A 6,236-nucleotide genomic window follows, 5' to 3' on the forward strand; every position below is an offset into this window, starting at 1 on the left:
ATCTTGGCCGACACGCCGTAGACACGCGCCGCATGGGCTTTGGAGAAAGCGCCTTCTATCACCGACAGCGCCATCTCCTCTCGACGCAGCGGTGTGAGACGGGCATTCTTATGGATGTTCATTCGGACCCTCCGGTGAGTGCTGAAGCTTGGTAACTCCAGTCTCCCCGGTCCGGTCCGAATGGACAACCTCCCGAAAGCTCACAGCTAGTCGTGCGGTTATATAGTTTCCGAGGATGGCCCGCTTGCATACCTGCCTGCCGGTAATCTCTAACCCTTGACTTAGGGCGATGGCTATCGGTTATGCGGCTTGAAAGCGAAGAGGTGGACCCTTCGTCGAGCGCCGGTACGATATGGAGTGCTGCTCCGGGCTAATACCCATCCAGACAGAGCGGAACCTTCTATCACGTCAGACGCTCGGACAGTTGCCAAACCCCGATTTCCTGGGAACTGAATTGTGCTCGCCACCGGGTCCATTTTGCCGGCGCGTCTGTGGTGCAGGCCCCGATCAGCCTGACCAATGGCACAGGAACGCTTCTATGACCGAGCACTGCGAATTTGTCAGCTGGCGAACAATTCCTTGTAGCCGCTCGTCACCATCCAGTTCGCACGGTCGAGATGACTACGAAGCGCCTTCCTGGCGCGCTCCGGTTCAAGTGCCGGATCAATGCCGAGGATCAGTTGGGCCATTTCCTCTTCGGGCGCCTCATCGGCTGAGGCGTCCAGGAGCCTCATATAGATGGTAAAGTGCGCCCTGTCGTAGGCGGTAAGACGGTCAGACCAAGGGACTTCGTCGAGCAGTGTTGAGCTTTGAGTCCTATCTGTTCCCGTTGATTGATTCATGTCTGCCGCGAACCTCGCATGTTGATCGCTGGATCCAAGGCAGAATATCCCAAAATGGGATAATCCGAAACGGGGATTAGTCGCTGAGCCGGTCTCTACCTGCCGGTTCACCTAAATGCCCAAATCTCTTCGATCTCCCCGCCACCAGCGGTTTCTGGCCCAGTTGATCTCACTGCGCAATGTCAAAGGGCTGACGCAGGCGCAGGTGGCTGAGAAGCTTGGTCGTCCGCAATCTTTCGTGGCGAAATATGAGGGTGGCGAACGGCGTCTCGATGTCATTGAGTTTCTCGACGTAACTGCGGCCCTCGATGCTGATCCGTGTGAGATTCTGTTGAGCCTGCGCACGTAGTGGGCGCCCGCGCCCATCACCGCGCGTGCCGTGTGCCGGTGGGTCGAGCCCCGCTTTTCTTGGCTCTGGCGTCTCGACCATTCCGCTGCGCCTCCTAGCGCGTCGTTAGACTCTCGCAATTCGCTCTGTTTTGTGCCTTTCTCAGCAGGTGGCGCCGCATCCTTCTAGGCCCGCCGCGGCGTCCCGCAACCCTTAGCCAGCTGTGAGCTTTCAGTAGGTTGTCCATCCGGCCCTTCGGATGCGGTGCGGCTCAGACGGCGGACCCGTTCCTGTCATGATTCGCCGCCGCACCCATTCCTGGGAAGCAGCCATTGGCGAGCGGAGGACAAAATGATGAGACAGCGAAGCGCTGGGCCATCCGCGCTGTGGTGATACGTCGATGCATGGCGGTTGCGCGACTTCGTTGCTTGAAGCGAAGCGACCGCACCGCCCATTTCGTCAACTGGCGAACAAATCCTTGTAGCCGCTCGTCACCACCCAGTTTGCACGGTCGAGATGACTGCGAAGAACGTTGCGTGCGCGCTCAGGTTCGCGTGCCGGATCAATGCCGAGGATCACTTTGGCCATTTCCTCTTCAGTGGCGTTGTCGGCCGAGGCGTCCAGGAGCCTCATATAGGTTGTAAAGTGGTCCTTGTCGTAGGCTGTAATGCGGTCCGACCAGGGGACCTCGTCGGCGAACGGCGTGTTCGATCTGGGCTGCAACATCGCTAATTCTATCTCCGGCCAATGGACCCGCGAAGCCCTGTGCCTGCTAAATGTGGATTACATATTATAGTTGATAAACTCAAGCCGCCTGATCCGCTGGCTTGCGTGCATGGATATGCGCAAGTTGGTCGGACGGAATGTGCAGAGGATCAGGCAAAGGAAGCGCCTGACGCAGGAGCAGCTTGCGGAGATTTCCGGGTTCAGTCAGCAGTACATCAGCGGCTTGGAGAAAGGCCGAAGAAATCCGACAATTATCACGATCTATGAACTGGCATTGGCCCTCGGCGTCAGCCACATGGATCTGGTTCGGCCCGACAAACAGGCATGATACACCCGCCCTCCAAGTAGCTGGCCGCCTGATGGCGCGCGCCGGGTGCTCGTGAACCCAGGCTTTTCTTAGGGTCCCCCGGCAGCCCCTGCCATTTGGCTCGCCCTGGCCCGGCGCACCCTATTGGACAGTCGGCCGCTGCGGTTTTTGTCAGCCTTTCCTGGGGCGGTCGGCATTGCCTTTTAGGCCCGCCGCGGCCTCCCGCAACCTTCGCTCTCGCTTCAGGTCCTTCTCTTGGTTACGATCCTTCGGATGCGGTTCGCCTCTTTCAGCGGGCCTAATCGCTTTCTGCCGCCCACCCCACGGGGACAGCCACGCGAGACTAGTATGGAGCGTTGCGGTTAGCGCACGAACAGCAAAGGAACTGAAAAAACAGGCAACTGTCGAAGCATGGCTGAACCAGCCATCGTGTCGGCATCTTGGAGCCGCGTGTTCGCCTTGAGGCCCTGCCGGTAGGATCCCTGCAGTTGAAGTCATTGTCGGCATTCTGACAACAATGGACATGAACCGCCGAACTATCAAGGCGACCAGGTTGTTGTCTAGCAATGGTTTTCCGAATCGGCACGGCACTTGCGTTACCAAAAACAAGTACGCCGCGGCACGGATCGCCCAAGAGGCTGAACGACCTGATCTGTTTGACCCTCGCAGCAGGGGTGGATGGCTAACACAAAGGAAACTTTGAAGGTGGACGTTTTCGAAAGTTCTCCAATACCTGTCAGGAAAACACGGACGCCATCTTTCTCGGTGGATCTAGCCTTGCTGGGAGTCGCATTCGTTTGGGGGGCGAGCTATCCGGTCGGGAAAGGCGCACTGTTCTACGCGCCGGTTTCGATACTTGTTCTTTATCGCTTCCTGATTACTACGATCATTACGGCAGTGGCTGCAAGACATGAGATCGCATTGGTCTCCTGGGGCGATTTCATCCGCGGCTTCGCATTGGGAACAATACTTTTTTGCATCTTTATTGCTGAAACTTACGGCGTTGCATCGACAAGCGCAATGAACACGGCCTTGATCATATCGCTTTGTGTGATTTTCACGCCGAGCATCGACTATGGGCTATCACGGCGACTTCCACCTACGGGCATTTTGGCAAGTGCTGCCATAGCGTGCATCGGTGTCGGCATTCTCACTGGCGGGATCAGCAGGTTCAGCCCGGGTGACGCGCTTGTCTTGGGGGCCGCGATTCTGCGAGCGGTTATGGTCGTTTCCACCAAACGCCTTCTGGCCGGCCGGCAGATTTCATCTGCAGCCCTGACGGCCATCCAAGGATCGACGGTGGCAACACTTACTTTCGTTTTGGCCGTCGCTCAGTTCGGAATTTCAGGCCTTGTTGTGAGGGCCACCCTTCAGTTTTGGGGCGCTGTTGCCTTCCTTGCACTCTTCTGCACCCTCGCTGCATTCTACATTCAAAATGCCGCAGTGAGAAAATCCACACCGACACGGGTTGGCTTCTTGATGGGAACAGAACCTTTTTTTGGTTTCGTTCTAGCGCACCTTCTTCTGAATGAGCCTTTGACAGTACCGAGCTTGATAGGCGCAGGCCTCGTCCTCGCTGCGACGTTTGCTGGCATCTGGTTTGAGAGCAGGACATCCAAATGAACCCCATCTTGGCTTCCACCAAACCCGCCATCGGCGGCATTTCGAGTTTTGAAGATCTGGAGGCTTTTCCGGACCGAACCGCACCAGTTGCAACCATGTTCAGCGGCGGTCTCGACAGCACCTATCTTCTCTACAAGCTGCAAAGCCTTGGCTTTGCGAACATTGAAGCTGTCGCAGCGGATGTCGGAACGCGCATCGATCAGCCTTTGTTGGAACGGACGGCAGCCATGTTCGGCGCGCGCTTTGTCTGCCTCGAAGGGCGGGATGCCTTTGTCGAACAAGGCGTGAAATCAGCCATTCGAGCCCACGCCAAGTACCTTGGCATCTATCCGTTGAGCAGTTCGTTGAGCCGTCCCATAATCGCATCTTTGGTTGTTAATCATGCTAGGTCAATCAACTCACGGCTGGTTCTTCATACAGCAAACCTTTCTCAAAACAGTCTTCCGCGCCTTAACAATAGCATTAAGCGCTCAGGATTTTCCGGCAACTTCGGCAGTCCGTATGAATGCTCTGTGATATCCCGACAACAGAAGACCTCCGACCTGTCCAAGTGTGGAGCGACTTTTGTGGCGGACCGCACGTGGAGCGCGGACGAAAACCTCTGGTGTCGGGAATTCGAGTCGGGGCCTTTGGAAGATCCCGAGAACTTTTCCATCCCCGAGGAGGCATTTGCTTGGACGCGCCACATTCCCGCAGAGCAGCCGGTAGAGATCAAACTCGGGTTTGCAGACGGAAGTCTCGTGTCAATTGATGACCGTGATGTTGCATTGGTCGACGCAATCCCGTTCCTGAATAACACGGTCGGCAAATTCGGGCACGGCCGCTTTGTCGGGCTTGAACACATCACAACCGGCCAAAAGGTTCTCGAAGTCCGCGAGGCCCCTGCCGCGGCCATTATCTTCGACGCGCTGCGTCACCTCGAAACCGCTTCTCTTGACGTGGCATCAATCGTTTTGAAGCAAGGGCTTGAGCAAGCCTGGTCCCAAGAGGCGGTTTCAGGTGCATGGGGCAGTACTATTCACCAGATGTGCGAACGGGCCATTGCATCCGCCCTCGAGGGCGTTAGCGGGAGCGTCAGCTACATAGTCGATCACACACGCTTTTTACCTCGGTCGATCCGAGCCAGGACGCCGAGATACATTAGGGACCGCGACCTTTGGGAATACCAAGCCGCAACCCACATAGCGTTGTCCAAAGCGTTCCGTCCTCGCCAAGTCACCAAAAGGGAGACACCCGTGGAAAACAACGCACCCCAGGCGCCGGCCAACCTCAGTCAACAATGCACTGACGGTCTGGTGACAAATGGATGGTGGTTTTCAAAAGGCGAGCGCGCCGAAGCCTGCTTTGGCATCGAAATTGATGCAGCCTGGAAGAACTTTGCTGACCATTGGAATCGACTTCTTCTCGATGAATACATGCGTGACGGCGGAACATATCGTTACCGGCGCTATAGCGCTTTTGAATATGACGCGACTGACGGAATCTTTAGGCTCCTACCCCACGCCCCCTACGAACAATCAAAAAGTGTCAATCATCTGAATGGCGGCTTCAAGCGCCACTTCGAGCCCCTTGAAAACTCCTTTATAGACCATCCCGTCTTAGAAAAGATTCTGACAGGTTTCTGCAGAATTCTATGTGAAGCCGCCCGACATGATCGTTGGAATATCAAGATCCATCCCTACCGGATTGTCGCGCGCGATGGTGTAAATGGCAAACCGGCACCCGAGGGCCTTCACCAGGACGGGGTGGACTTCATTGCTTGCTATATGATTGGGCGGGTCAACGTCACCGGCGGCATGAGCATGATCACCGACGCCTCAAAGGAGTTCCTCGGCGAGGTCGAAATGAACTCCCCGAATGATTTTGTGATCTGCAACGACCGCGAAACCTTTCACGATGTATCGTCGATTGTGGCCGAAAACCTGAAAATGCCGTACGCTTATCGCGACGTCCTTGTGATCGCCTTCGAGAAATTATAACGCCCAGCGCGCCGAGAGCATTTTCAACAAGGTTCAATACTGCTTGGTATCCTCTCGGGTGTTCCTGGTGCGGGAACAATGCAGGATTAATTTCTTGCATCTAAACACCTAGATAGCAGTTTCGCCTCTCTGGTATGATGGTTTTTGGCCTCGCGGATCTCGCGTAATACGAATGACCGTGGACACCCCCGATCTTCGCAAGAAAGTGAGAAATTATCCTCATGCTGTCCGACGAGGTGGTCTGCGGCTTCGGAGGCACCGGGAACTGGTTTGGTAGCCAGACATTTGGGATGGAACCGGACATGCTCTCGATCGCCGGGGGGCTTTCATCCGGTCACCTGCCCATTGGCGGCGTCATTATCTCGACAAGATTTATCAATGCGCCGCTGACGAGGCCCACAAGGTCGGCGTGTTCGGTCACGGTTTCACCT

General features: G+C 56.0%; 7 protein-coding genes and 1 pseudogene. 5 read left to right on the forward strand and 3 right to left on the reverse strand.

The genetic code is table 11. The features are described 5' to 3' along the window. Both EOA24_RS24250 and EOA24_RS24255 read right to left on the reverse strand, forming a co-directional pair. Positions 1 to 122 (reverse strand): leucine zipper domain-containing protein (locus EOA24_RS24250; protein ID WP_245474027.1); only part of this gene is annotated, 122 nt, incomplete at its 3' end. A 438-nt stretch (positions 123 to 560) separates the two neighbouring features. Further along, the gene (locus EOA24_RS24255; RefSeq protein WP_063169301.1) at positions 561 to 842 is read right to left on the reverse strand and encodes a DUF2285 domain-containing protein; all 282 of its coding nucleotides are present in this window, start codon (positions 840 to 842) and stop codon (positions 561 to 563) included. Between the two features lie 115 nt (positions 843 to 957). Between EOA24_RS24255 and EOA24_RS24260 the strand changes: the two genes are divergently transcribed. Continuing rightward, a complete protein-coding gene (locus EOA24_RS24260; RefSeq protein WP_082826573.1) occupies positions 958 to 1,191 on the forward strand; it encodes a helix-turn-helix transcriptional regulator in 234 nt (77 codons plus the stop codon). A 438-nt stretch (positions 1,192 to 1,629) separates the two neighbouring features. Here EOA24_RS24260 and EOA24_RS24265 read toward each other — a convergent pair whose 3' ends face one another. Further along, the gene (locus tag EOA24_RS24265; RefSeq protein ID WP_063169299.1) at positions 1,630 to 1,896 is read right to left on the reverse strand and encodes a DUF2285 domain-containing protein; all 267 of its coding nucleotides are present in this window, start codon (positions 1,894 to 1,896) and stop codon (positions 1,630 to 1,632) included. Between the two features lie 109 nt (positions 1,897 to 2,005). Here EOA24_RS24265 and EOA24_RS24270 point away from each other — a divergent pair, with 109 nt between their 5' ends. From EOA24_RS24270 to EOA24_RS24285, 4 genes and pseudogenes are all read left to right on the forward strand, one after another. Beyond that, positions 2,006 to 2,224 carry a helix-turn-helix transcriptional regulator gene (locus tag EOA24_RS24270; protein ID WP_029354714.1) on the forward strand — a complete coding sequence of 73 codons (219 nt, stop codon included), beginning with the start codon at positions 2,006 to 2,008 and terminating at the stop codon, positions 2,222 to 2,224. A gap of 657 nt (positions 2,225 to 2,881) precedes the next feature. Beyond that, positions 2,882 to 3,826 carry a DMT family transporter gene (locus EOA24_RS24275; RefSeq protein WP_082826572.1) on the forward strand — a complete coding sequence of 315 codons (945 nt, stop codon included), beginning with the start codon at positions 2,882 to 2,884 and terminating at the stop codon, positions 3,824 to 3,826. Then, positions 3,823 to 5,805 carry an argininosuccinate synthase-related protein gene (locus EOA24_RS24280; protein WP_063169298.1) on the forward strand — a complete coding sequence of 661 codons (1,983 nt, stop codon included), beginning with the start codon at positions 3,823 to 3,825 and terminating at the stop codon, positions 5,803 to 5,805. The genes EOA24_RS24275 and EOA24_RS24280 overlap by 4 nt, the downstream gene beginning before the upstream one ends. Positions 5,806 to 6,007: 202 nt before the next feature. After that, a pseudogene (locus EOA24_RS24285) lies at positions 6,008 to 6,236 on the forward strand (aminotransferase class III-fold pyridoxal phosphate-dependent enzyme); the annotation flags it as partial.

The sequence above is a fragment of the Mesorhizobium sp. M2A.F.Ca.ET.039.01.1.1 genome (assembly GCF_003998035.1).
Lineage (GTDB): Bacteria > Pseudomonadota > Alphaproteobacteria > Rhizobiales > Rhizobiaceae > Mesorhizobium.

What these genes read in the sequence shown, in the direction of transcription:
- EOA24_RS24255 (WP_063169301.1), bottom strand. Translation starts at nt 842, where the DNA reads ATGAATCAATCAACGGGAACAGATAGGACTCAAAGCTCAACACTGCTC.
- EOA24_RS24260 (WP_082826573.1), top strand. Translation starts at nt 958, where the DNA reads ATGCCCAAATCTCTTCGATCTCCCCGCCACCAGCGGTTTCTGGCCCAG.
- EOA24_RS24265 (WP_063169299.1), bottom strand. Translation starts at nt 1,896, where the DNA reads ATGTTGCAGCCCAGATCGAACACGCCGTTCGCCGACGAGGTCCCCTGG.
- EOA24_RS24270 (WP_029354714.1), top strand. Translation starts at nt 2,006, where the DNA reads ATGGATATGCGCAAGTTGGTCGGACGGAATGTGCAGAGGATCAGGCAA.
- EOA24_RS24275 (WP_082826572.1), top strand. Translation starts at nt 2,882, where the DNA reads ATGGCTAACACAAAGGAAACTTTGAAGGTGGACGTTTTCGAAAGTTCT.
- EOA24_RS24280 (WP_063169298.1), top strand. Translation starts at nt 3,823, where the DNA reads ATGAACCCCATCTTGGCTTCCACCAAACCCGCCATCGGCGGCATTTCG.